This is a genomic window from Varibaculum timonense, from assembly GCF_027694345.1.
GTDB classification, from domain to species: domain Bacteria; phylum Actinomycetota; class Actinomycetes; order Actinomycetales; family Actinomycetaceae; genus Varibaculum; species Varibaculum timonense_A.
In genome coordinates, this window is sequence record NZ_JAQEVU010000004.1 from 154,369 (window position 1) to 179,757 (window position 25,389).

Here is a 25,389-nt window from a genome sequence, read left to right on the forward strand (position 1 = left end):
AACCCTGTTCCTCAAAATCTCCCCACGTCACAAACCCCCCAATTTTCACCAGTAAACCCCCAAATGCCCGCTACGGGGTTGCCTCCGGCAACTCCCACCAAGAAACGCATGAGTACCGGTAAAATTGTCACCATTTGCACCCTGACGGTATTTTTTATTGCTCTAATCGGCTTGTTTGTCGCCAACACTTTAGTGGCAAGTGTGCAAGAGCGATCCTTGAAAGACGACTTCGTCAAAGAGGGATTTTCAAATGTGCGGGCTGAAATTAACTCTAGCCCTATGCTCCTCAGTTACTTTAAAGACTATTATCGCGAAGCAAAAGTCACTGCCTCGGCGGGTACTCTGGCTACCGAGGGGTCAAAGCAGAATTTAAAGATAAAGGATATACGGGTTGTTTTCCATGGCTTAAAAGGTGGGGATAATCCCATCATTGAAAAGGGCAATATGACTTTCATCCTGCCGGGTGAAGAATTTGATAAGTCCATAAAGGAAGATGCCACTGCCTCCAAAATGAATATGCGGCGCAACGGTAACAAAATTACTGCCGAGGGGGAAGAACAAGGTTTAAAGATTCAGGTTGAAATGGGTATGCATTTTGAACCTGGTAAAGATGGGCAATCTGGAAAGCTCTTCATGTCGATTGACAAAATAACAATTAACGGTAGTGAAGAGTTCATGGGGCAAAAACTAACCCCCGCTGATTTGGGATTTAAAGATAATAAGGAAGAAATTCCGCTAGGTTTCCAAGATGGTTTCATTTTGAAGAACATTGTTTTTTCGGGTAAAGATATCAAGTTTGATATTGATGTAAAGAACGTCAAACTAGCGGATATCGGCTAGATTCTTTTACTTTATTCAAGGAATAGATAAAGCTACCCTCGGTGCGGCTGACTCTGAACCTAACTCCTGAGAAGGTAAGAATCGTTTTTCGGCTAACGGATATTCAAATTTTTGGGCACATATCTCGCGTCACCCCTCGGGCGCGGTATGCTTTTCCTAGTTTTCTTATCCGCAAGCCGCATGGCTAAGCCAAGGAGGAACGATTGTTTAACTCCCACGAAGAAGCCCTAAAATTTGTTGCTGACCAGGATATTGAGCTGATTGATATCCGTTTTTGCGACCTAATCGGCACCAGTCAGCATTTCACTATTCCAGCTGACCAGTTTGCAGATGCCCTGGAAAACGGCTTGATGTTTGACGGCTCCTCTATTCGCGGTTTCACTTCGATAGAGAAATCAGATATGAAGCTCATAGCTGATGTGTCTGATGCTTATGTGGATCCGTTCCGCGCCTGCCCCACCTTGGTGGTGAATTGTTCCATTGTGGATCCCTTCACTGATGCGCCTTTCCCGCGCGATCCTCGCCAGGTGGCTGCTAAAGCGGAAGCCTATCTGCGTTCTACTGGAATCGCCGATACCTGCTTTATTGGTGCCGAAGCTGAGTTTTATCTCTTTGATTCGGTTCGTTACCAAACCCGGCCCTACGACACTTTCGTAAAACTGGATTCTGTTGAAGGATACTGGAATACGGGTCGGGAGGAAGAGGGCGGAAACCTGGCCTATAAAACTCCGCTCAAGGGCGGATACTTCCCGGTTTCGCCCTCCGATAAGTTCTGTGACCTGCGTGATTACATGGTTAAGTTACTTAGTGAATCAGGCTTAACTATGGAACGTGCTCACCACGAGGTTGGCTCCGGTGGGCAACATGAAATCAACTATCGTTTCAACTCGCTGATGGCGGCGGGTGACGACATGATGAAATTCAAGTACATTATTAAGAACGCTGCGCAAGAAGCGGGAGTTACCGCCACATTTATGCCTAAACCCATGGCGGGCGATAACGGTTCGGGAATGCACACCCATTTTTCGCTCTGGAAAGAGGGTAAACCGCTGTTTTATGACGAAACCGGCTATGGTGCCCTTTCCGACCTGGCGCGTTACTTTATTGGCGGCTTGTTGCAGCACGCACCAGCGCTGCTAGCGTTCACTAACCCTTCGGTTAATTCTTACCGGCGTCTAGTTCCGGGTTTTGAGGCTCCGATTAACCTGGTGTATTCGGCACGGAACCGTTCTGCCTGTATCCGGATTCCGGTGACCGGTACTTCCCCGAAAGCTAAACGGGTGGAATACCGGGTTCCTGACCCTAGCGCGAATCCTTACCTGTCTTTCGCGGCTTGCCTGATGGCGGGGATTGATGGGATTCAAAACCGCTTAGAGCCGCCAGCTCCAGTGGATAAGGATCTCTATGAACTGCCACCTGCCGAATACCATGACATTCCGAAACTGCCTTGTTCCCTGGATGCCGCTTTAGATGCTCTCCGCGCTGACCAGGATTTCTTGACTGAAGGCGAGGTATTTACCCCGGATTTGATTGAGACTTGGATTAACTACAAGGAACAAAATGAGGTCGCCCCCCTGCGACAGGTGGTACATCCTTATGAATTCCAGCTTTACTACGATATTTAGGTCTGTTTGCTAAACAAATCCCGCCCCCGCGACCTCGGAAAAATATTGGCTGTTACCTACGATTTTCCGAGGTCGCGGGGGCAGGGTTTTGCTACCGCGCTATTGTTTTGGCAGACGTTTCTTCCTATTAATTTCAACTTCCCACAGTACAGCAGCTATCACCCCGAAAATCGGCGCAGCCATCACCATAATTCCCGCACCAAAAGGGAAACCTTTGCCCGTGTTTATCACATAGATAATCAGTAATCCTGTTACCAGTAACACTGCACACAGAATAGTGAATATCCAGGCAAATGCTTTTAGCATTTAGTTTCATCCTTTCAACTTATTCTGGGCTTTGAGGGGTCAGCATACGCCATCGGCAATAAGTAGTTTTTCTAGGGATTTATTATCGTATTGTTTAGAAATTTCCGGTCGATAGCTTTCCCTGGCTCTTACTAGAGCTGTACATAATTCCCCTGCTTTTTCTTGGTATCTATTTCTTCTAACCATCTGCTCCTCGCTTTCGTCGATAATCTCGCCATCTTCGCTTTCGACTTGTGCTGGGGCTCCTTCTTTCATAAATGGAGCAGCGAGTTTATCGAACTCGTTTAGGCTTTTCCGCATTTGCGTATTGGTTTCCATTGCCTGATACCCTTCGAGGAACTCTCGGATAATCCCAATTTCTTTTGAAAAACGTAGCGCTGCAGCTTCACTAATTGATTCCCGATATTTTGTTTCTTGCTCATCTGAGTTGCGCCAAGCAGAGAAATTAGCGGGCTTAAACGCAGGTAGTTTTAGCTTTTTTTGGAGGTTATCAATCCAGGGTTTATACATGGTGTAGAAAGTCTCAAAAGCTTTATCTTTATTGAGATATTCCGGATTTAACAGCACTTTGTAATGCTTTTTCTGGAACTGCATATTGGCAACTACGGGTTGATAGCACTGGTTAGCGCTTCCCTCTACTCCGTATCCGGCATCAGTAGCATCTCGTAGGGTGGACAGTGAACACCAGCTATATATGGGTAGATTTGTTATATCCTTCGTACCGGCATTGTCCTTAGTGTGATTGCCCCACAGATAACCCACTCCAAGCCCAGTCGCGCAGGTTAAAACGCAAGCTAAAACAACCGTTCCTATCTTTTTATTGATCTTCATTTTTGCAATCCCCTCGTAGTATTTGATGTGACACTTTCATGCTTTCAAAGGGGATTGCGCTTATTCAATGGTCAAGTGGCTGTATATCAAGAACAGGTGGCTACTGTTAATGACCAGGTGGCTACCCAGTGGTTGTTATTTCAATAAGCGCGCTGGCTACCCACTCGCCTACAGCGCAAGAGAAACAAAACATATATTCTTAAGGAAAACAACGAGGGGGAGCGGTGAGCAAACCAGAAATCACTATCGGCTTGGTTGATGACGACCCATTTGCATTACAGGTATTATCTGCGATTTTAAATTCCACTCCCAAGTGCTCTGTCGCTTGGGCAATCTCCACCCCTGTGCAAGCGCTGGAATCATGTAGACGAAATCCTGTAGACCTGGTATTACTTGATTATTTATTAGGAGAAACAACCGGGGATTTAATCTGTAAACAAATTATCCAGCAGAACCCGCAACAAAAAGTGGTGATTATTTCTAGCCTAGAAGTTGCTGATGTTGCCCGCACTGCCCTCCTCGCAGGAGCTAGAGGATTTCTAAGTAAATCCGATATTTTAAAAGACTTAGCGAGTTTTATATCAGTCATAATGCAAGAATCGGTAGTTGTATCTCACGCGGTAGCGCAAGGCTTATTCCATGCTATCCCCGCCCCCTCTCAAATTGCTCTCACTGAGCGTGAACAACAAGTTTCAGAATTGATATTGCAGGGAATGTCTAACCGGGAGATTGCGGAAAAAATGAGTTACTCCCTGTCCACGGTGAAAGAAACTGTAACTGCATTGCTGGAAAAAACCCATACTTCCTCACGGACAGCAGCGGTAGCCGTCCTTGTCCAAGACGGGGCGGCGAGCTACCCGAAAACCCTTCCCTAAAGCGGGCGTTAGCGTACAAAAAGCTAACTTCTGCCTAGGGGACACTAACCTCGAGTTGTAATAGATTCTGCCACAGCTTATTACGCTTGCCATAGGTGAGCAGACCGCCGATACTCAGCATCCGATTAGTAGAAAGTTCTAATCCCATCTTTGAAGAATCCACCGAGATAGTCCGGATGTGATTCCTAGTTTCTAGACGAAAGCTATTCTCGCAGATTCGCGCATTTACTGTTACCGGATAATCGGAATCTCCGTAACGGAAAATGTTCTCGAAAAGTTCCGCGAGCACCTGCTCTACAATACTTGTTTGCTGCCGCGAGCACTCTATATCTTCAGATTTTTCACACTGGCAAATAACTTGAAATCCCTGCTGTTCTAACCGATTACACAGCTGAGCAAGATAATCCTGCAAGCTTTCGCTCATGAACCTGTCTCTTTCGGGAGAGATGTTTTCTGAATTTATAAGGGCGCGAATAGCCTTCGATATTTCCTTGGTTTCATGGGCAGCAGTTTCCCGAAACTCATCCGGTGGCAATAATTTCCGCTGGCTTTGTTCCGCAGCCAGCAAAATGTGAGTGCAGTGGCGCAAAACATTATCGTGGAGACGAATGTTGAGATTACGCCGTTCCTCCTCTCTAGCTGCCTGCTCGTCACGTCCGATTTGGAAAGAGCGTTCCATCCAAACCCTTACAAGTATTCCGGCAACCGAAAAGCAAACCACATTAGAAAACGCACCTATCGCTTCCAAATTAACTGGGTCTTGCCAAATAAAGACGAAAAAGACATTAATTACCGTGGGAATCAGTACTGCTGGTCCTAAACGTTTAGGGGAGAAAGAGAAAGTATCTAAAAGAGCGATATTTGACGCGGGAAAAATAGGTGCCCAGTAAATCTCATCTCCCCCAATCAATGCGAAAGAAGTAAGCGCATACCCTATCCAGAACATGGGGAAACGGATGGCTAACAAAGCCATAGTTAAAGCTTCAATCGCCAGCAGAAACCCGATATCAAATCCTTGGGTAAATATCCCGTCGTACAGTAAAAATAGGCAGTAAAAAACTGCGACTGCAATAATTACTGCTCTGAGGAACAAAATTTTGCGAGTGAACTTTTTGCCTAAAGTTTGCCGGTCAAAATATAAATACGAACCGAGAACCTTAAATACCTCATCCACAGGAAAATGATACTTAAAACTGTAGGGTAGATGCTGGAAATAAAGACGTAGTTACGAACGAATCGGCACTTTTCTTTGAGTAGGTGAGGCTTAAACCGGTATTGGCACGCATCCTGGCTTGCCGACAACCTTTAGAAAAGCAACAGGCAGGTGGGTTAGAATCGTGCCAGATAGCTAGGGAGAAAAAATGACAGATGACTTTATGTTGAAACCGACTATTCGTCCTCGCCGCCTGCGGGCTTTCCCCGCAATGCGCAACCTGATTGCGGAAACTCGGGTCAGTCCCGCCCAGCTGATGCTGCCCGCGTTCGTGCGAGACGGGATTGAGGAAGCTGTCGAGATTCCCTCTCTACCGGGGGTTTTTCAGCATACCGTGGAGTCTATTCGCGCCCTTGCCTCCGAATGCGTTAAAGCCGGAGTCGGCGGAATCATGCTGTTCGGGATTCCCAATACCGCTGATAAGGACGAGCAAGGCAGTCCTGCCTGGGATCCAGACGGGATTTTGAATCGCGGTATCCGCGCCGTGCGCGAAGAAGTAGGAGATGAGCTGGTAGTCGGGGCTGATACTTGCCTGGATGAGTTCACTAGCCACGGACATTGCGGGGTACTCACTGCTGACGGCCAAGTCGATAATGATGCCACCTTGCCGCTGTATGCCAAAATGGCGCTCAGCCAGGCGCGCGCCGGAGCCCATATGGTTGCGCCCTCGGGGATGATGGATGGCCAAATCGCGGTGATTCGCCAGGCGCTTGACGAGGCTGGATTCACCGACACCACCGTTTTGGCTTACTCGGCAAAATATGCCTCCGCTTTCTTTGGTCCTTTCCGGGATGCGGTTGCCTGCTCTCTAGAGGGCGATCGTCGCTCTTACCAGCAAGATCCCCGTAACCGCCGGGAGGGCGTATTTGAAACCCAGCTAGATTTAGCCGAGGGCGCCGATATGGTGATGGTTAAACCGGCTGGCTACTATCTGGATGTGCTGGCTGATGTGGCGGAAATGTCACCGGTTCCAGTCGCGGCCTACCAGGTCAGCGGGGAATACGCGATGTTAGAGGCAGCGGTCGCTAACGGATGGATTGACCGCGAACGCGCCATTGATGAATCCTTGCACGCGATTGTGCGCGCCGGAGCCGATACAGTGCTCACTTATTGGGCGCTAGAGTACGCGCAGCGAGTAAAGTAACCTGCTCAATGCCTGATTCTCCCCGCGTGCTAGCAGTTTCCGAAGTGGCTCATGCCGCTAACTGCCAGTGGCGGCTCTGGTGCTACCTCACCGACCATATGGAGTTGAAATCTGCCGATGTTTTCCACCGTTATATCGGGGATTTAACTAACGCCGAGGAAGAAAAACTGGCTGCCCGCTACCGAGCCGCGGGTAAGATTTTTCAAACAAATCTTGCAGCTACCAGCGCAGACCTTACGGGAACGCTTCCTTTCCTCCTTTACGAGGACGAATCCTGGGTATTGCAGTTACCGCGATTTTCTGCCCATGCCCGCCTAGATTCAGTACATCTCCTGGCTGGTTTCGCCCATTTAGCTGGCGCAAATCAGCAGTTGTTAAACGCTGCTTTCCCTACTTTAGAGGCTAAACTTGCTCCTTTCGCTCAAATCTTGCTAGCGGATGGTAAAACTGTAGATTTTCCGCTGCCAGAGCTAGAGGAACTGTGGGAACCTATTGCGGAGCAGGCGCGCACTTTAAGGAGCGACCAGGATTTACTGTCTGCTACCCCCGAGGAGGCTTGGCGCGCCCTCGACACCGTGTGTGGAAGCTGTTCGCACTGTGCGTGGGCGCTAGCGCGTTTCGATGACCCCTTGCTGATCAGCGGAGTGGGCCCGGGACTGCGCCGGGAGCTGCGAGGTGAGAATATCTTTACTGCCAGCGAGTTTGCTACAAATCCGCCTGCTGGTTACAGCCCGGAACTAATCCGACAAGCCCGCTTACAGGTCAGTCAAAACCCCGCAGAACTGCTGCTAGAAACTAATCCCCTGGCTCCGGCGCTAATGGCTCTTCCCGCGCCCCAGGCGGGGGATGTGTATTTGGATTTCGAGAATGACTCCCTTTGGGGGTGGACACTCAAAGACCATACCGGCCTCATTTACCTGGGTGGTTTGGTTTGTTTTGACGAAGAATCTTGGGGGGAGCAAAAATCTTTAACCCCGGCGTTGCCGATTCGCGGCCACGACGCACTACCGGCAACAGGCAGCACAAACGTAGCGAAGGAAGTAGGGGAACTATCAAAACGCATCGGCGGAAAATATCAGAGTTTTTGGGCACATAACCGCGCCCAGGAACGCCAGCTACTAATTGATTTACTGGATTTTTTGCGACAGCGTTTCCGCCGGTTTCCTGGGATGCGTATTTATCATTATTCCCCACAAGAACGCCTCTACCTGCAACGGTTATCTTCCCGTCACGGATTACTACAAGGGGAAGTGCGCGACTTGCTGGCAGCTAACGGCCCGATGCGGGACCTACAGCAAGTGGTGCAATCAGCTATTCGCACCGGTCAAGGCGGATATTCTCTGAAAGAGATGGAACCGTTCTATATGGGGTCTTGGATGCGTTCAGAGGATCTGGATAATGGCGCGGATTCGGTGATTGTTTACGATACCCTGGCGCGAAAAGGCGTCCTCGAACCTGAAACTAAACTACCGGCTGAGGACGCCGAGCAGCTACGCCTCCTCGCCCTCTATAACGAGTATGACTGCTGTTCAACCGCACTTTTGCATCACTGGTTGGTTAATCAGCACCGCCGATCGCACCTAAGCGTCGCAACGGAAACTATCGACCCTGAAGCCGAATAGAATCCCGCCTGGGATTTACCCGCTTTGATTTAACCTGCACTTTTCGCTGAAGAAAAATTACAGCTAGCTCTACTGTTGCGGTCTCTATCCCCGTGGGAAAATGGGGTTATGAGTGATAATCAACCCCAAGCAGACAGCTTCAGTAACCAGCACTATCCCGGGGGTCACCCCGGATTCTCCAACCCCTCTTTCCCTCAATATACTTCCGGGAGCGAATACCGGTCTTATCCCCCCACGATGCCCACCGCTCCCAGCGCTAATTCCGATAGCGGTCAGGTTAGCTCCGATGAGCGTACGATGGCGATCTTGGCACACTTAGCAGCCGTGATTGCAATGGTAGTTTCTGCTGGTTGGCTCACTTTTGTGGGGCCGCTGATTGTCTGGTTTATTTATAAAGATAAAAGCCGGTTTGTGCGTAACGCTGCCGCCGGTGCCTTTAACTTTAACTTGGCGATGAGCATTACTTCTGTGGTGGCTTGGATACTTTGCTTCACCGTAATCTTGATACCTTTGTCCCTCATCGCATTTGCAGTGGTTTTCATAATGACCCTAGTGTGCTCGATTAAAGGCGCGGTGAAAGCCTCCAATAAGGAGTTTTATCACTACCCGTTTGGGATTAATCTTCTTGACTAACTCTCCGGTAAACCCTAGAAACTATTTGTGACCTATGATACTTAAAGGGCTATCTTCCTGGTAAGCGGATTTTCGCTACCCAATTGTTTTCGTTTTCAGATTTTTCCTGTCCCTGTTCCAGGATTCTTTCAGCCCAGAGCGTAAAGGTATCATTTGTTGATTTGGATTACCTAAGCGAGACTTAGATTATTTTGAAAGGATTCACACTTGTCCTTTATCGGGAGAGCCTGGCGCTACGTAGTCAGGAAACCAGTAAGAACCATTGTTATATTAGCGGTACTCACAGTGGTAGCTACCGTTTTGATGTCGGCAGATGCCATTGAGAGGGCGAGCGCACGCGAAGGCGCAAAGGTAGAAGCGAAAGCGGGCGCCGGTTTCGTCCTCGGAAATAATCCCCAGTTCAATCAAGGAACCCCGCGGGGAGCCGGTACTGTTAAAGGTGCAGACATAGAGAAAATCGCGAAACTATCTGGCGTTAAAAGCTATGTTGCCAGGCAAAACGTTACAGCCGATTTGGTTGATGCTAAGACCCAAAGACTAGGCACCAATGATTATGACGAGAAAAAAGAAGCACAATTCGGTAATGCCGTGAACGTTTGGGGAGTAAACCGCACCGATATCGATAATAACTTCCGTTCAGGAGCGCTCACCCTAGTTTCCGGGCGACATCTAAAACCTGAGGACCGCAATAAAGCCATCATTCACGAAGATTTAGCGAAAGCAAACGGTCTTAAACTTGGTAGCAAATTGAAACTAAAGGGAAATCCCTACGACGTGGACAATTCCCGTAAATCTACCGCTCAAACCGAAGCAGAAATCGTGGGGCTAGTTCGCGGTTCTAACACTCGACAAGCTGCCCAACGCAGTGAGCTGTTTTCCAATACGGTATATACAGACCTGGACACCACCCGCGCCCTCTATCAAATGAATAAAGACAACGAGATTTACCAGGACGCGAATTTCTTTGTTGCCTCCAACGCAGATTTAGAAAAAGTTCAAAAAGAGGCCAGTGCCTTAAAGATTGATTGGCAAAACTATCAGCTTTCGCCCTCTACCCAATACCTTGCTGGAATTACTGGGGCAATCAGTGGAATAAACTCGCTGATGAGCACCACTAAGATTGCGGCATTTGGATTCGCGTTGTTGATATTAACGCTGGTGCTTTTCTTGTGGATGAATGAACGGAAGAAAGAAACCGGGGTACTGCTATCGGTGGGCACCTCAAAGCGAAGTATTTTTGCCCAATACCTGTGCGAACTGGTAGTAACTGCGATTCCCGCTTTCATATTGGCGTTCTTTGCGTCCCGCTCGATTGCGCAATGGCTAGGGGATTCAGTTCTATCATCGGTAAACAATTCGCTGCTACAGGAACTATCCCAGACTGGACAGGCGGGCGCGGATATTGAATCATCGACTGCCACGAAAACCCTTGACACCTTGGCAGTATCGCTTTCTACCCCCTCGGTCGTTACCGCGGTGCTATTAACCCTGCTAGTGGGAGCTATTTGTGTGCTGGTAGCATCCTTACCGATGCTGCGTCGCCCCCCGCGCGCCCTATTGGTGGATATCAAATGAGAACATTAAGTGTATGGAGACGCGCCTGGTATTCAATCAGTCGCCGACCGCGCCGCGCCTTGCTGCTTACCTTGATAATGAGCGTAGTTTTTACTGCTCTAGTTTCACAATCAGGGGTTCGCGGACAAGTCGCCCAGATTTCAGATGCCATTAACTCGGGGGTAAACGCCGGTTTTACCGCTCAAAGCCAAAACGGAATGCTAGCGCAAAGTGAGGCAGAGAAACTAGCACAAATTCCGCAGGTTAAGCGATACTCTTTTGAAAAAGAGACTCTCGCTAAACCTGAGGGCGCACAGCTGGTAGCCAGCGCAAGCGGGATTCAACTGGATGCGGCTTTTGCTGGGAATGCCGGAATCATTGGCACGCGCAACAGTGATTTAAACCCGTCATTCTTGGGCAAACTCTACCGTTTAGAAAGCGGTAAACACCTTAAAGACACAGGGCAGGGGGCACTAATTCACCGTGACTTCGCCAAACGAAACTCTTTACAGGTGGGTAGCGAGCTTCGCCTTTCCCAAAACGGCACGGAAGTAAAAGTACCGGTAGTCGGAATTTTCAGTGGGAAAACCGAGAATCCAAGCGGGCTTCCCTCTGGGGCTTCAGAAAACCAGATTTTCACAGATTTAGCTACCAGCCAACGTTTAGGGGGTAAAGACCTCAGCGTTGCCCGCTATTTCACTTCCGGCGCAGACACTTTACCGGCGGCTTTACGTTCCGCTCAGCAAGCGACACCGAAGCTAACTATTGAATCTAACGCGACCCAGTTCGCGGGAGTGCTAGCTAGTCTTTCCGGGGTAAATAAGCTGCTGACAGGATTAGCTTTCGGAATAGGGGGAGCCGGGCTGGCCGCCCTCGCCCTGGTCATGATTTTTTGGATCCGAGGACGTACCCGCGAAATTGGGGTGCTGCTGGCGGTTGGTAAAACCAAGATTGACATATTGAGACAGCTCATCATAGAAAGCGCTATTTTAGCGCTAGTGGGTAGCGCGATAGGGGTACTGGTGGGAAGTCTTTTATCTTCCCGGGTTTCTTCCCTGGTATTTGCCAACTCTGCTACTCCCTCTTTATCCGCGTTGAGCACGGTCGGCAACGTTGGGGGAGTGCTTAGCGCAGCCGCCCTCGGATATGCAATTACTTTCGCAGCGCTCCTGTTAGCAACCCTGCCCCTTCTTCATCAAACCCCGAGAGCCATTCTCTCTAAAAACAGTTAGGAAATATTATGAGCATTTTGCAGTTAGATAACCTTAATTACGTTTACCCAGGAACTAGCACCCAGATTCTTTCTGAGGTTTGCAATGAGTTTGAGATAGGTAAGTTTTATGCGATTGTTGGCGCTTCCGGGGCTGGAAAATCCACTTTATTGAATCTGCTTGCCGGTTTAGATAAGCCCACTTCCGGCGCGGTCTGCTTTGATGGAACCGATATTGCTAAAACCGGGTATTCGCGCCATCGTAAAAAGCAGATTTCTCTAGTTTTCCAAAACTATAACCTGATTGATTATTTAACTCCGCTAGAGAATCTGCGCTTAGTGAACGGGAAAGCGAAAGCTTCGACCTTAACTGAGCTGGGTTTGTCTGAAAAGGAGGCGCGGCGCAGCGTAATGGCACTGTCTGGTGGGCAGCAACAGCGGGTAGCTATCGGGAGGGCATTAGTATCGGGAGCACCCATTATTCTTGCTGATGAGCCTACTGGCAATCTGGATGAAAAAACCGCTAACGAAGTGATTGAGATATTACAGCGAGCAGCACATGAACAGAATAAATGCGTTATCGTGGTTACCCATTCGCGTCAGCTTGCCCGCAGTGCGGATGTCACTTTGCGCCTAACCCGCCGCAAGCTAGTCGCTGCCTAAAAGGCAGGGCGAAGGAATAGCGCTAAGGCGACCAGGTGTAGTGGAGGGCGAGCGCACCTCGGTTTTAGTTTTGCAGTCACTAAAACCGAGGTTGCAGCTCGCTCTCTGCTCACTTTAAGAACCGTCATTGGCGGGGGGATTGGGTCCGAGTTTCTAGGCAGCATCCGATACTGGACAATATCCGCATTAATCAACAATCGATAGCAGCCACCGTAACCAGCTAATCACGGTGCGCGCGCGTCTATTTACCGTAGAGTCTGCATCACAAACATTTAGTTCACGCATTAGTGAAATCACCGTATTACTGTCTGGTATTTGCCCAGTTATATAGGTCTGCTGAAATAGCTTGTTGAATATTTCATGCTCGAACATGTATTCAGCAAAGGCTAGTTGTCTATCACGCTTTCCGAGCTTTATCACTTTTTTGGCTCGCGCAGATAAGGTGGTTCTGCTTTTAGTTGAACGGTCGAAAAGACCAAGATATTCGCCTGCTGCCGGATAGTAGGCTGCTTGTCTCTGAACGGTTCCCATGAACTGTGTAATCTCATCAGTGGTCATGCTATTGCCCTCAACACCCGCCATATTCTCCATTAATGAGACTATCCGGTCGAATTTATCTGCCTGTATAAAGGGTATTTTCGTGGTATTTTTATCGTCACTGGTGAGAATGCGTACCTTTTTGCGCACATCCTCTAAATCACTGGTGGTAATACGTTGATTCTCGAAAGTATAGACCCCACTCTGCACTAACTCTAATGAGTTATAGTCCTCCAAATCAGCAAATCTATACTCATAGAGATAGTAGGTCATATTAGTGTACTGGGAAAACACCAGGCGTATTGGCTTCTTCACTAATGCCTGGTATTTTCTGTAAGGATAGTAGAGCTGGCGTACATGGAAGTCATCATTCAAGATGTTTTTAGCTTCCATAATGATTACCGAGTCCTTATTTTCAAAACCACCATCAATCTCTAACTGCGCACCCCGCACTGCAATACGAACTTTATTGTTATTAGTACAGGCGACCTTAAAATCAAAATCTCCTGTACCCATTCGACCATTGAAGGTTTCAACCGTATTGTCATTATCATCGGTATTTAGAAATTCATCTAAGATACCTGCTGCAAGCAGAGCATTTATCGCATTTGCTTCACTGGTTATATTGTCTGCCTGTAAAGTTTCAAAGTCTGGTAACGAACATAAAACAGGTTTTGTATCTGAAACCTGTTCAAATCCATGATGAAGTATAAAGTCTCCCAATACGTATAAGCGTCTGGATATTGGAAGAACATTAATCCCCCGTGCCTTCAGCGGCTGAGGCACGCCTTCCGAGGTATCGTGTTTTGTCATTAGACGCGGTTCCCGGAATTTCTTTATCTCTGACGCTGGCAGTTCATAAACGCCACCATCGGCAATAGTTTCCATTATTTCGGGATGTGCTGCAAGAATGCCATTCCAGGCTTCATTGGTTTTATTCTCTTCAGCCACTGATTAATACCTCATTGACGGCGCCGCGCAGATTGCCTTTACTGTTAATCGCTCTTCTTGCTTTTACAGTTTTAATATTGAAACCCTCATATAGTTCCCGTATCCCAGGACAATCACTATTTGACTGCAAAAATGCGATTCCACTGTTTCTTAATCTTAGGCATTCGTCTCGTAATCTAACCTGTTCTTCGTACCCAAAACCGTTCAGAGTGTAACCAGTGAAAGCGGAGGTAGCTGATACGGGCATATAGGGCGGATCTAGATAGACGAACGCATCTTCAGGTAATTCAGCTAAAGCGTCAGCGTAATCTCCACACCTAATATCAACATCGTTTTGTAAGTATTTAGATAATGCCCTAATACCGGGTTCGTTTACTATATTGGGGTGCTTATAGTTACCGTAGGGAACATTGATTTGCCCTTGGGAATTCACCCGGAACAAACCATTGAAGCAGGTCTTGTTTAGATATATCACTCTCGCAGCCCGCTCGGTGCTAGACAAATGCGAAAACGAAGGTTTACGGTCTAGGGCTCTGACTTCATAATAATAGTCGCGGCTGTTTAAAGCTTCATGTTGGCGTAGTAGATCTAGTAGCTCATCGGGGTCGTCACGAACTGTGCGGTAAACGTTAATCAGTTCGCCATTGGAATCATTGATACGCGCCCGTTTAGGCTGTGTATCGAGCAGCAGCGCTCCGCCACCTATAAACGGTTCTACATATAAGGAGAAAGATTCAGGAATTAAAGGCGATATTTCGGAAAGTAGTTGTCGCTTACCACCCACCCACTTCAAAATGGGTTTGAGCAAAGTGTTTTCCTTCGTCATTTACTTTCCCACTCGTACTTAAACAATCCCATCAACCGCATTTGAACGATAAGACGCCAAAAAGCTTTAGCACTTTATAAGGCAAGGATACCTGATGATTGAATGCGACTCACGTCACTCAACGATCTTGCGGTGAGAAAACTGACAGACCTACCATTACCATTGGTAACTGGATGCGCAACTGTAATACTGTTGAGCTACTGGGAATTTGGCAGATTTCAAACAACCCTGACTTTAAAGTCATCGAATTCGATGACTTTAGAAAGAATGCTGGTCTAAATAGTTTCACATTGACTCCATCGAAATGGATAGAAGCAACCGGTGCTATAGGAATCGGCGCGAAGTGTGGCAGACATGGTGGCACTTTTGTACATGTAGATTTGGCGATGGATTTCGCTGCCTGGATTAGTTCAGAATTCCGACTGCATGTTTTCCAAGAATATCGACGGTTAAAAGCAGATGAAACCAGCCGTTTGAATCTCGAATGGAAAAAGAATCGTCTATTTGCAGCACTCAACTATCGACTTCATACAGATGCTGTTAAAGAAATGCTTCCAGCCGATATTGACAGCAAGCTCTCCGGTATTCAATACGCAAGAGAGGCCGAGATGCTTAATTTGGCTGTTTTCGGCTTTACTGCAAAGGACTGGAAGCAACGAAATCTAATCTTGATGGAAATCCACGAGATTATGCTTCAGCTACACAATTGCTAATCTTAAACAATCTGGAAGTACTCAATGCAGTCTTCATCCAGGAAGGAATTGACCGAGATACCAGATACAAAAAGCTTTATGAAAGTGCCCGCAGACAAGAAAAGACATTTGCGGAATCGTCAGGGTTGAAGCAAATTGAACGACCAACTGATGACCGAACATGAGAAATAGCATTACACCCGGAATAGAGTCCCATTTTCGGTATTGAATCATCAATGTTTTTCCCCAACGGACTAATGAGGGTGCGAAGCTGGATTCTAAACTTTTACACAGAGGGTCACGGGATTCCCGGAGTATTTGTACCCGGTCAAACCCGTAACGTGGGTTTCAACCATGAGTTTATACCCAAATATGTAGGGATATAGTTCTTGGCTAATGCCCATCTGGGGACACGAATACTAGCATATCTCGATGTTCAGAGTTTACTATATCAGTAATTATGTTATTTACCAGGGATATTACTAGTTTTGGAATAGCTCTAAATGGTTTTGCTCTCGAGTAGACCGTCTTGCGGAGTCCATATCCACCGCTTTCCCAAGGGATCTGTATAGCTAATACTATCAATGGTATGTTTCGATGAATTTACAATCGGGTTAAGTGCATCGAACTGGGTGTGTTCGATAGTTGGATAGCTACCATCTGTGGGAGAAAAATACAATCCTGGTGGAAGTATTTTAAATTTACGTGAGCTATCATTACCGTTGCTAGTTGCTTTAATGGTTACGTCTCTATAGGCCACAGGTTCTTTTTCAGAGTTATTAATAGCAAGTCCCCAGTCACCCTGCTTATTTTCACTTATTTTACGACACCACCATGCTTGAAGATTACCCGAAAGGTCACGTCTACTAGCCTCCCAAGCACGGTCAGAAGCTTTTCTAGCTGTCATCCACGCGACAAGTGAGAAAACTAGCGATATTCCGGACGCTGCTGCTCCGATGAGCTCAGAAATATTACCAAGTTCCATTTACACTCCTCTTTGGTGCTGACTGTATTCTGAAGATATCTGGTTGTTATGGAGTCTAGGTTTGTTTTATTGCTCATATGGGGGCAACCTGGCTAACCTGCTCTAATTATAGTTTTAGATTACTTCAAAGAAGCTCGAATTGGGGGCAACCTCTTTGCTGGGGGGATTAACCCTTTGGGGGTTAATGCTTTAAGAGTTCATGGGCAGCGTGCCCTTCGGGTTCGATTTGAAAAGTGCAGTGTTCGATTTTTCGTGGGAAATGAGTTTTCATGCAGGTTTCTACCTGGTGTAATACTTCGAGGGCGTGTCCGTCTTTATAACACTGTTTAGCTATGATGATATGGGCTGACAGTAATACAGTGTGGGAATTTAGGGGCCATACGTGCAGGTCGTGAAGTCCGGTAACATGGTCTACCCGCAAAATATGTTGGCGAATCTCCGCTACATTTAGTTCCTTGGGGGCGCGGTCAAGCAAAATCTCCCCTGCATCTTTGAGTAGTTTATAGTAATGCTTTACAGATAATTACCCATAAATCCACCGCGGTAGCGCCGCGAAAATAGCGTTAGTATTTTTTGAATGTGGGCAGGAGGAAAAGCTTATTCCCGCGCCCATCTCCCTAAAATATGTGGTAACTAGGCTATTTGTTGCCCTAAAAGCGTTCTATAAATTGGCTGATCTTTAAGTTCCTGATGAGTCCCTTCCGCAACCACGTGCCCACCCTCAAGAACTACGATATAATCCGCGATACGAATAGAAGCCAGCCGATGGGCAATGACGATAGTGGTACGGTCAGCTCTTGCGTGACGAATATTTTTGGCAATGGAGGCTTCGAGAAACGGGTCAATATTAGCTAGCGGCTCATCGAGGATGAGCATGTCGGGATGCCGAAGAAAAGCACGAGCAATCCCGATACGTTGACGTTCCCCACCCGAGAGCGTGGTTCCCCGATCTCCGACTTTCGCGTCTAATCCTCCTAAAGAAGTAATCAGCTCACTGATATCAGCTTCGGCAAGAGCTGCCCAAATATCATCATCGGAGGCCTGCGGATTAGCTAAAACAAGATTGTCTCGCACAGTTCCGGCAAAGATATGGCAGTCCTGGGGAACAAGAGCCAGTCTTTCGCGATATTGGTTCGGTTGATAGGAGCGAAGATTTTTCCCATCAAAACGCAGTTCGCCTTCCTGAGGATCAAGATAACGCATAGCCAGATTGGCTAGGGTAGTTTTCCCCGCCCCTGATTTTCCAACAATGGCGATTGAGCGTTTAGGAGTTGCGGTTAAGTTAACTTGGTTAATAACTGGCTTACCTGCCTGATAGGAAAAAACCGTATTGTCGCTAACTAAATGGTTTGTTTCTGCCTCGTATACGGCATGATTGGTTTCCGGGATGGAGGGGATGGGATCCTTAGCGTTAAGAATGGTATTAATCCGGTGTGCGCATGCCCCAATTTCTCCTACTCTCCCCAGCATGCCTACTAGCGTTGTCGCGGGGGTTGCTACTAGACCCGCTAGCGCCACCGCAACTGGTAACAAAGCTGAATCTAATTGTCCGGTCAGCACCCATCCAGTTAGGATGACTAGCAATATTGTGGATCCGACTGTGGTGGCAATCGTAGAAAATGCTGATTCCCAAGCTTTCCTTATCGTTTGCGAATTCTTAGTTACCTGCACTTTTCGCGTTAAATCCAGGATTTGCGCATTTTGTTTATCCACCATCCCCAAGGAACGCAGTTCCCTTTGCCCTTGAATAGAATCCAGAACCGCAATACGCAATTGGGCTAGTTGATTACGTAATTTTTTACCTTGTCGCCGTTGTATGGACATGAGGGCGAAAGGGAATGCAATCATAGCTGCAGTTGGTAACAGCATTATCAGCCCAACCGGACCAATAAAACTCACCAGCACCCCGGTAAATAACATAGGAGTGAGGACGGCACAGATGGCAGTGGAGGCCGTATGCGCATAAAACCATTCCAACTGTTCCGCATCATTCATGGCTGCCGATGCCACATCACCGGTGCGTTTTCCTTGCAATCCTAAGGGGGCAATTCTTTCTATAGCGTTATAAATATGCACCCGCAAAGTATGTAGAATCCGGTAGGCAACTTCATGTGACCACCAAACCTCAAAGAGGGTACTCACGGCATGCACGACCACCAGGGTAAACATCATAACGAACAGCAGGGTCAGATTATTCGTACGGTTTAATATGAATTGCGTAGATATCCATACTGAACTTACCGCAACCCCAACAACACTAATTTGGGCAAGTGCAGTCACAATAGTGGCAGCTACGAAGAGAGGAACACACTCGCGTAGCCGCTTCATCAGCGCGAGGAAATTACTGAAAACTAAGCTCATAGTCGACTAGGCTCCTATCTGTGCACTAATCAATCTTGACCAGGCATTATCTTCCTGGCTTAACGTACAGGGATTCCCGCTACAAAGCACTTTCCCGTGTCCCATTACCACTACATGATCTGTTTGCTCAGCAGCGTCAATACGGTGGGTAACCAGCAATAAAGTGAGATTCGGGTACGCCCTGCGAATATTAGCTAGAACCGTTGTTTCTGTTTGGGTGTCCAAACCAGAAGTAGATTCGTCAAGTACAAGGAGAGGGCACTTACGAACCAGAGCACGAGCGATTGCCAACCGCTGTTTTTGCCCTCCGGAGAGGTTCGAAGCATGTTCTTCAATTTTTAAATCAAGAATATTGTCACCAGAATCAGGATTGTTATCGGGATGCAGGTTTGTGGCACAGGCTAGCTTTAGAGCCGTCATCATCTCCGCTTCATCCGCTTTGGGATTAGCTTCGGCTAAAATTGATCTTACTGTTCCCGGAAAAATAATCGGGTCTTGCGGAACTAGGGTGACGGTACGCGCAATATCCAAACTGTCCGCTGAAACCCCTCCAACTGTGATACTTCCACTATCAGGGTGATCGAAACCCATTAATAACCCGAGCGCGGTGGATTTTCCAGAACCTGACAGCCCTACCAAGGCGGTTGTTTTACCTGCGGGAGCTGCGAAAGTGACTTGATCAAGAGCGTGATCTGTAGCTCCCGGATAAGCGTAAGAGATGCTAGCGAAAGAAACCTCATTGCTTTGAGGCAACTTTTGCGAAGATTTGCAGGTCGTGGAAGAAGTTTGCGTCTGCTCAAATATTTCGCTCATAGCTGGCAGCGCGGAAATACCAAAGAATGCTTCATGCCAACATGCCGATAAGGCAGTAAATGGGCGGAACAGTTCGATAGATAGCAGCGTAACCACAAATAGCGAGCTGATTGGCATCGCCTCGGAAGAAATCAAAGAAATTGCGATCACTAGCCCGAGGGCGGGACCGAGCACTTTCATCATTCCTGATAGGCCCGTTTCCCCCAAGGAAAGCCGTAGCTGCCCCATAGTAGTTTTCAGCAGCTGGCTCGACTGTTTTTCCAATTGGGTGCCATGATTTTTAGCCGCCCCAAAAGATTTCAAAGTGGACATCCCCATCATAGAATCCACGAAATCGGCATTGAGATTTTCGTAAGCTATCCAATGCGATTGTCCGCGATTAGCAAGAGCTTTATCCCATAATCGGGGAATGGCAACAATCGCGACTCCACAGACTAAAAGAACTCCCGCAATCAGGGGAGAAATGCTGGCAATAGCAATCGTTAAACCAATCGCTGTTAGGGCGGTGACCGCAAGTTGGGTGAAATACTTGACGAAATAGGGTTCGATCGCCTCAACCCCATCAGTGAGAACCGACTGTATTTGTCCAGAACGCCCCAGCCCTCCCCGCATCGGTCCGCGCGCATCTAGTTGCTCTAGAAGAGCCCGCCGTAAACGGCTTTTTACCACTAGTCCCGCTCGATTTTGTAGAAGCTGTCCACTTACCTCAAGTAACGGGCGGATTAAGAGCAAGCCAGCGATAGCTATGATTAGTCCCACCACCATGGAGACTCGGCGAGAGCTCAATAGCTCATTGAAAAGCATGGCGTTGCACACCGCGGTTGCAATATATAAGCAAGACACCAGGACACCCAACATCATGGCGGGAGCCAGCAGCCACACGGAGACTCTCGCGGCGCGCATAACTAAACGTTGCTTTGTGAACATAATCGCCTATCCTTTCTCAACAACGGTATCGGTTCTACGCGTGCGGCATTGGGAAGGGGTTCATGCTGCCTTCAGGTCTTGGCGAATCCACCCATCCTAACCGTACTGCTTCCTCTGCCACCATATTGCGACCCAGGTAGGGAAATGCGGCGGGAGTATTGCCGATGGTGCCAGGAATTAATGTGCGAATCACATGCAGTCCGCAAGAAGCGACATCGCGAGAGGTGATATCAACGGTTATTACCCGCATACCCCGGGCATGGATACGCTCTATATAGCTAGCTAATTGACTATCTTTCAGCTGTGGCACAGATGAAATACTGCGGGTTGCTGGTATATCCAACAGTGGTTTCACTCTGTCTACCGCACGAGGATCTAGAAAGACCTCTTGCTGAATTAGGAGGTCATCTACATCTTTGAGATCCTCACGGAAATCATCCAGATAGCGGCGGTCACGGCGCCATTTCTTATATGAGCGTCCAGGAAGTAGACCTTTACGGATTGCGGTCCAATGTGCCCCTTCGGGGTTTGCGAGGTCGTGAGCTCCTTCTTGTAAGGTGAGCGCTTCACTCCAGGCTTTTAAGGCGCCTTGTTCAACGCTCGAGCGACAAGAAAAACCAACGTGTACCAGTTTAGATACATCATTGTGAACTACCCCGGCTAGAACCGGAATATTGAAAGTGTTGTCTAGATTGATCAAAGCGGGACGGAGGGGCTCTTTTGTCCCGATAAAAAGATCTAAGTATTTCTGAGGTAATTTCAGGTGCGGAAGCGCCTGGGTGTTCAACCACCACACCATGGTGGCATGCCGCTCAATAATTTCACTGATACCAGATAATATCGCCTGTGCACTGCTGGTTCCTGCTGCTACTCCAGCAAAGGCAGGAAAGTTTACTTTCGGTTCTTGCCGGTACTGGTTGGTATACCAGTTGACATACACCAAGGAGGCGGGAACTAAAACTGGCTCTTCATCCTCATAATAGCTACCTTCCACCCACCCTACGGGCAGGTCAGGGGTCAACGGTACAAAAGGAAATCCGGGGTGCTGGTACTGGTTTGCAGAGAAAAGCACCAGTTCTTCCGGATGAAGAAGCGGGTATCCTTTTCTCGTTAATTCCCGATAAGAACCATGTAATACCGGTTTGAGATCAATTAGGTTAGAACAATAACGCTCAACTGATTCACCAATAGCCGCTAGTTCGGTGTCGTGGATCTGCGCTTCCTTTTCTTTTTCTCCAACCTCATTGGGGATTAACGTTGAGCCTTGGCAAAAAACTGTGTTGATATAAGTTGATGTTCTGCGTAAATCACACGTTCTCGCCTGGGTAGTATGCAGCGTAGGTGGCATATAGGCACTGTGCTGTACCCGGGTGAGCTCTTTTACGATTCCGTAGCATTTATCAACCACAAAGGGGGGAGGGTGAATTGGGGATTTAGGCTGGGGGCCCATCATAAAATTTGTGGGAAGCACCGCGTGAACTTCGAGCTCCCCTTCCAAGGAAATTGCCCAAATAGTGTCAAGGGGGTTTGATTTCTGGTTATCGATTTCATTGCGAGTAATAGCTCTAATTAATTCCGCTGCTTTGTGCCCCATATTTTTGGCTGCAGCTAAGCGCGGTAAGAAGCTTCCCCATATGGGGCTACCCATTTTTGCTTGAAATACTTCACTATTGACTGCATTTCCGGCGAGACGAGCAAGACTGTCGCTATAAGTTGCACCTTGCCCTTTAAGTACTGCTGGGCCAACCAATAGTTGGTCGGGGGTATGATCCACCGTGATCACTGAAATATTTAGCCCGAGATTGTCTTCAATGGTTTGCGCAAATACGGGAGCAGGCTCATCTCCGCGGCACACCACTAGCGTGCCGCAATTGAAGACTTGGTATGCACATTCGCGAACTGACTGGGAAGACAGGCGCGCCGCGACATCATTCTTTTGAAGCTCCGAAGTTATTAAACGCGCAATTGTGGGGTCACCGCAGACAATTACCTCTGCAACGGCCGCAGATTGAGGATCAGGGGTCTGGAAGACTAGGTCATGCGTGTTGATAAAACAGCTGTGTTTTTCTAATGCTTTTTTCAACGGAGTGCCCAAAGGGTGAGTGGACTGGACATCCTGCGCCGCATCTAAGACGCGCACGATGCTATTAGCATCCGTTGAGAGCACCAGATCACGACCATCTGCACATGTAAGAACGCATCTATTCGTATCCAAAGGCCTTACTTGCGCGCAAATCTTCCACATAACCCCTGATCCTCTTACCTATATGAAATATTGGGTAAAGTGCGTCTTAGCACTATTTTTTACTCGACGCCTATCTACTTACCTCCATGCAAAGCTCTGCTGGGTAGCGCCGTGATGGCAGTGAGGAACAGTGATTTGATCGGTGTTCACTTCCTCAATCTCTACGATTTCGAGTGTGTTCATTTCCCCTCCTTTCAAGCGATAGAAACTTCAGAGGCTAGCCTTTAACTTGTCGCATAGGTTATGCTAACCTAAGTACAGTTTACATGGTTTCTTCTTTTGCACAAGAGGGAAATAAAACTACGGAACAAATGAAGGAGGTTAGGTGAACCAGATATCGCGACCCTCCCTGCCTAAGTGCGAAAACATGATCAAAGTGCGCGGTGAGATCCGGTTACCCGAAGGCAGTGCCTTCTACCCACAGTGGAAAACCTCTGGATCTAACCCGGTATATGGCGGTTACCAAGATGCTTGCGAAACCCTGGTTTGCGACACCAAAACTTTTGATGTCATCACCCACAAATCTGGAAAATCATTCCCACTAGGACAGCACATTAAACCAATAAAAATGCTCGACCAAGAGCTCTATTTACAAGGCTCCTCCTTTATTAACGCTCCCCGCCTTTACCGACTTGATCGGAAAACTGGAGAACTAACTTTCGCTAAGAATGACACCTCCCGAAATGACAACGCATTTACCTGCAGACAGATTTGGGCCCATAGTGAGGACGGAACCCGAATCCCTATAGACTGCTTCGGAACGTTAGCGGGAAAACAGCCGACAATCGTATTTATTTACGGAGGATTCGGGAGGAACAATCACAGTTTTTACAGTCCAGACATTTACTCAAAATGGTTAACCCGTGGTTACAGCGTTGCCGTTATTCACTCCCGAGGAGGCGGTGAATACGGGAAAGCTTGGCACCAAGCCGGGGTTAAAGCAGGAAGACGCAAAGTCAGGGAGGATATAGCCTCTTCTATTCGTGAATTGCATCGTCAAGATATTTGTACCCCCGAGACTACATTCGTACACGGCATGTCTCATGGAGCACTGCTGGCAGCGATTACCACTATCCACCACCCAGAACTGGTATCCCAAGTAATATGCCGCGTCCCGATTAGCAGCACGAAAGACCTGCCGAAAACAACCTTAGGTCGTAAATGGTTAGACGAGTACGGGGATCCTCAAACCGCTGATTGGGATAACTTTATGAAAGAAGAAGATCCCTTAGCCTGTGATACCACACCCCAAATTTTAAGCAACACATCTTGGCTGATTATTGGCTACTGCCACGATGCAGTCACCGCTATTTCTCATGCAGATGCCCTAGTCGAACGGGTAAATAATTTGGGAGGAGAAGTAACGTACTGGCGTTATTCCAGCAAAGGCGGACATGAGGGGGCATGTGATCCCAGCAAGCGGATAGCCCACGAACGCAAGCTGTGGAGCTATCTGAGCCAAAAAGCATCTGAAATAAAAATGAAAGCAACAGGTTCTCCATGTTGACGAATCGAAAGCAACGCCTAATTCTCGGAATTATCTTAGCGTTAGCACTAGTCTGCTCAATAATAGTGGCTGTAATTGTGGGTGCTACGGATATTTCATTATCGGCAGCACTTGAAGGTATCGGTGCCACTCTGAGAAGAACTACTGACACTGACGTTGACACTCAGATTATCGGCCAGGTGAGATTTCCCCGCGCTGTTTTGGGAGCAATCGTTGGTGCCGGCCTGGGTATATGCGGCCTAATAACCCAATCGCTACTGCGAAACCCATTGGGCGATCCCTATATTCTAGGTATTTCCTCCGGGGCCTCCACCGGCGCAGCAGCCGTCATAGTTTTCGGTACAACCAGCAATATCTTATCTGCATTGGGAATCACGTTCGGTGCCTTCCTGGGAGCAGTAGCCTCCATCCTGCTCGTCACCCTGCTAGCTTCTGCAGGAGGAAAAATCACTCCCACACGCATCATTTTTGCAGGTATGGCGGTAACTTACTTTTTCTCGGCAGTAACCAGCCTGATAACTCTCATGGCTAAAAACGCGGCCGGAACCAAATCGGTAATGTTTTGGATGCTCGGGTCAATATCTAACGCCACCTGGCATGACACTATTATCGCCGGCAGCGTGGTAACTATTGCAATAATCTGCTTCACCATCTGGGGAAGAAGGGTTGACATCCTTAACCTGGGAGACGATGCCGCAATCTCACTGGGTACCAGTCCTCGCCTCTATCGAAATCTCCTATTCCTCATAGTGGCGCTCACTATAGCGGTGCTTGTCTCCCTTACCGGCGCCATCGGATTCGTGGGTCTAGTCGTTCCTCATGCTGCGAAGCAACTAGTCGGTTCCACCACCCGAGCTGCGTTACCTATCTCTGCCCTGGGAGGCGCACTGCTTGTCGTCATTGCCGACACCTGCACCCGCGTGGCTATCAGGCCAGCGGAACTACCTATCGGCATACTAACAGCCCTGGTAGGAACCCCTATGCTAATGGCTCTCATCAAGAAATATTCCAAATAGAAAGGAAGAAAAG

At 47.9% G+C, this 25,389-nt stretch carries 22 protein-coding genes; 12 read left to right on the plus strand and 10 right to left on the minus strand.

Annotation, left to right across the window (positions count from 1 at the left end):
• Window positions 1-108: 108 nt before the first annotated feature.
• Together PG728_RS04680 and glnA are read left to right on the plus strand one after the other, a co-directional pair.
• A complete protein-coding gene (locus tag PG728_RS04680; RefSeq protein ID WP_270626084.1) occupies window positions 109-840 on the plus strand; it encodes a hypothetical protein in 732 nt (243 codons plus the stop codon).
• A 203-nt stretch (window positions 841-1,043) separates the two neighbouring features.
• Entirely contained in the window at window positions 1,044-2,465 is a 1,422-nt protein-coding gene (glnA, locus tag PG728_RS04685) for a type I glutamate--ammonia ligase (protein WP_270626085.1), read from the plus strand.
• Between the two features lie 99 nt (window positions 2,466-2,564).
• Here the strand turns inward: glnA and PG728_RS04690 are convergent, their stop codons facing one another.
• On the minus strand, window positions 2,565-2,771 hold the full coding sequence (locus tag PG728_RS04690) for a hypothetical protein (protein ID WP_072510532.1): 207 nt from the start codon (window positions 2,769-2,771) through the stop codon (window positions 2,565-2,567).
• A gap of 39 nt (window positions 2,772-2,810) precedes the next feature.
• Window positions 2,811-3,602, minus strand: a complete 792-nt coding sequence (locus PG728_RS04695; RefSeq protein WP_270626086.1) for a hypothetical protein — start codon at window positions 3,600-3,602, stop codon at window positions 2,811-2,813.
• Between the two features lie 224 nt (window positions 3,603-3,826).
• Here PG728_RS04695 and PG728_RS04700 point away from each other — a divergent pair, with 224 nt between their 5' ends.
• Window positions 3,827-4,477, plus strand: a complete 651-nt coding sequence (locus PG728_RS04700; protein WP_270626087.1) for a response regulator transcription factor — start codon at window positions 3,827-3,829, stop codon at window positions 4,475-4,477.
• Between the two features lie 34 nt (window positions 4,478-4,511).
• On the opposite strand, the gene PG728_RS04705 is transcribed toward PG728_RS04700, so the two are convergent.
• Entirely contained in the window at window positions 4,512-5,651 is a 1,140-nt protein-coding gene (locus PG728_RS04705; RefSeq protein WP_270626088.1) for a sensor histidine kinase, read from the minus strand.
• A 187-nt stretch (window positions 5,652-5,838) separates the two neighbouring features.
• Between PG728_RS04705 and hemB the strand changes: the two genes are divergently transcribed.
• From hemB to PG728_RS04735, 6 genes are all read left to right on the plus strand, one after another.
• Window positions 5,839-6,834: a porphobilinogen synthase gene (gene hemB, locus PG728_RS04710; RefSeq protein WP_270626089.1), complete on the plus strand. Its 996-nt coding sequence runs from the start codon at window positions 5,839-5,841 to the stop codon at window positions 6,832-6,834.
• Window positions 6,835-6,842: 8 nt separating this feature from the next.
• Complete coding sequence (locus PG728_RS04715) at window positions 6,843-8,456, plus strand: ribonuclease H-like domain-containing protein (protein ID WP_270626090.1); 1,614 nt, start codon at window positions 6,843-6,845, stop codon at window positions 8,454-8,456.
• A 108-nt stretch (window positions 8,457-8,564) separates the two neighbouring features.
• Window positions 8,565-9,089 (plus strand): DUF4870 domain-containing protein, encoded by a 525-nt coding sequence (locus tag PG728_RS04720; RefSeq protein WP_270626091.1) that lies wholly within the window; start codon window positions 8,565-8,567, stop codon window positions 9,087-9,089.
• A gap of 207 nt (window positions 9,090-9,296) precedes the next feature.
• The gene (locus PG728_RS04725; protein WP_072510537.1) at window positions 9,297-10,664 is read left to right on the plus strand and encodes an ABC transporter permease; all 1,368 of its coding nucleotides are present in this window, start codon (window positions 9,297-9,299) and stop codon (window positions 10,662-10,664) included.
• Complete coding sequence (locus PG728_RS04730) at window positions 10,661-11,875, plus strand: ABC transporter permease (protein ID WP_270626093.1); 1,215 nt, start codon at window positions 10,661-10,663, stop codon at window positions 11,873-11,875. Before PG728_RS04725 ends, PG728_RS04730 begins: the two co-directional genes overlap by 4 nt.
• Window positions 11,876-11,883: 8 nt before the next feature.
• Window positions 11,884-12,516, plus strand: coding sequence for an ABC transporter ATP-binding protein (locus PG728_RS04735; RefSeq protein WP_072510538.1), 633 nt, complete (start codon window positions 11,884-11,886; stop codon window positions 12,514-12,516).
• 186 nt (window positions 12,517-12,702) lie between these two features.
• Here PG728_RS04735 and PG728_RS04740 read toward each other — a convergent pair whose 3' ends face one another.
• Both PG728_RS04740 and PG728_RS04745 read right to left on the minus strand, forming a co-directional pair.
• Entirely contained in the window at window positions 12,703-14,004 is a 1,302-nt protein-coding gene (locus tag PG728_RS04740; protein WP_270626094.1) for a type II restriction enzyme, read from the minus strand.
• Entirely contained in the window at window positions 13,997-14,830 is an 834-nt protein-coding gene (locus PG728_RS04745; protein WP_270626095.1) for a DNA adenine methylase, read from the minus strand. Before PG728_RS04745 ends, PG728_RS04740 begins: the two co-directional genes overlap by 8 nt.
• A 98-nt stretch (window positions 14,831-14,928) precedes the next feature.
• Between PG728_RS04745 and PG728_RS04750 the strand changes: the two genes are divergently transcribed.
• Window positions 14,929-15,543 (plus strand): KilA-N domain-containing protein, encoded by a 615-nt coding sequence (locus PG728_RS04750; RefSeq protein ID WP_270626096.1) that lies wholly within the window; start codon window positions 14,929-14,931, stop codon window positions 15,541-15,543.
• Between the two features lie 478 nt (window positions 15,544-16,021).
• Here PG728_RS04750 and PG728_RS04755 read toward each other — a convergent pair whose 3' ends face one another.
• From PG728_RS04755 to PG728_RS04775, 5 genes are all read right to left on the minus strand, one after another.
• Window positions 16,022-16,507: a hypothetical protein gene (locus PG728_RS04755; RefSeq protein ID WP_270626097.1), complete on the minus strand. Its 486-nt coding sequence runs from the start codon at window positions 16,505-16,507 to the stop codon at window positions 16,022-16,024.
• A gap of 181 nt (window positions 16,508-16,688) precedes the next feature.
• Complete coding sequence (locus PG728_RS04760) at window positions 16,689-16,982, minus strand: cation transporter dimerization domain-containing protein (RefSeq protein WP_072510542.1); 294 nt, start codon at window positions 16,980-16,982, stop codon at window positions 16,689-16,691.
• A 158-nt stretch (window positions 16,983-17,140) separates the two neighbouring features.
• Window positions 17,141-18,868 (minus strand): ABC transporter ATP-binding protein, encoded by a 1,728-nt coding sequence (locus tag PG728_RS04765; protein WP_072510543.1) that lies wholly within the window; start codon window positions 18,866-18,868, stop codon window positions 17,141-17,143.
• Window positions 18,869-18,874: 6 nt separating this feature from the next.
• Window positions 18,875-20,608, minus strand: a complete 1,734-nt coding sequence (locus PG728_RS04770) for an ABC transporter ATP-binding protein/permease (RefSeq protein ID WP_270626100.1) — start codon at window positions 20,606-20,608, stop codon at window positions 18,875-18,877.
• 34 nt (window positions 20,609-20,642) lie between these two features.
• Window positions 20,643-22,748: a YcaO-like family protein gene (locus tag PG728_RS04775; RefSeq protein ID WP_270626103.1), complete on the minus strand. Its 2,106-nt coding sequence runs from the start codon at window positions 22,746-22,748 to the stop codon at window positions 20,643-20,645.
• Window positions 22,749-23,178: 430 nt separating this feature from the next.
• Between PG728_RS04775 and PG728_RS04780 the strand changes: the two genes are divergently transcribed.
• Together PG728_RS04780 and PG728_RS04785 are read left to right on the plus strand one after the other, a co-directional pair.
• Window positions 23,179-24,360 carry a prolyl oligopeptidase family serine peptidase gene (locus tag PG728_RS04780; protein ID WP_270626105.1) on the plus strand — a complete coding sequence of 394 codons (1,182 nt, stop codon included), beginning with the start codon at window positions 23,179-23,181 and terminating at the stop codon, window positions 24,358-24,360.
• Window positions 24,354-25,376, plus strand: a complete 1,023-nt coding sequence (locus tag PG728_RS04785; RefSeq protein ID WP_270626106.1) for a FecCD family ABC transporter permease — start codon at window positions 24,354-24,356, stop codon at window positions 25,374-25,376. Before PG728_RS04780 ends, PG728_RS04785 begins: the two co-directional genes overlap by 7 nt.
• The last annotated feature ends 13 nt before the right edge of the window (window positions 25,377-25,389 follow it).